This window comes from Rhodosalinus sediminis (genome assembly GCF_003385555.1).
In the GTDB taxonomy this organism is placed as follows: domain Bacteria; phylum Pseudomonadota; class Alphaproteobacteria; order Rhodobacterales; family Rhodobacteraceae; genus Rhodosalinus; species Rhodosalinus sediminis.
Window position 1 is genome coordinate 1 of the sequence record NZ_QOHR01000105.1, and the last position, 429, is coordinate 429.

The following is a 429-nucleotide window of genomic DNA, read 5'->3' on the forward strand; positions in this document are numbered from 1 at the left end:
CCTGCCGCGCCCGCGCATCGAGATTTCCGGGCCGCAGGGCGTGCAGGCGACCTTCGACTGGCAGGCCGCGCGCGACAGCGTGGTCGGGCGGATGTGCACCGCCACCCTCGTGAATGAAGTGGAGACGTATTGATGCTCACGCTCGACCTGACCAACGCCCCGCGCTGGTATGACCTTAACCCTGGCGTTCGCGTGCAACTTCGCCCGTTGACCACCGCGCTGATGGTGGCGACGCGCAGCGACCCGGCCGTCGAGGCGGTGCCCGAGGAGGCCTCCGATGAGGAGCGCGCCGTTGCCTTCGCCAAGGCGCTGGCGCGACGGGCTGTGCTCGGCTGGGAGGGCATCGGCGATGCCGACAGCAACCCGATCGATCCCAGCCCCGCGGCCATCGACGCGCTGCTCGACATCTGGCCGATCTTCGAGGCGTTC

1 protein-coding gene and 1 pseudogene are annotated in these 429 nt (G+C 69.7%); both read left to right on the forward strand.

Annotated features, from left to right (window positions below; genetic code table 11):
• Positions 1-133, forward strand: a pseudogene (locus DRV84_RS16350) (phage tail tube protein); the annotation flags it as partial.
• Positions 133-429, forward strand: a 297-nt coding sequence (locus DRV84_RS15290; protein WP_115982162.1) for a hypothetical protein, incomplete at its 3' end; no start/stop codon positions are given. The pseudogene DRV84_RS16350 and the gene DRV84_RS15290, both read left to right, overlap by 1 nt.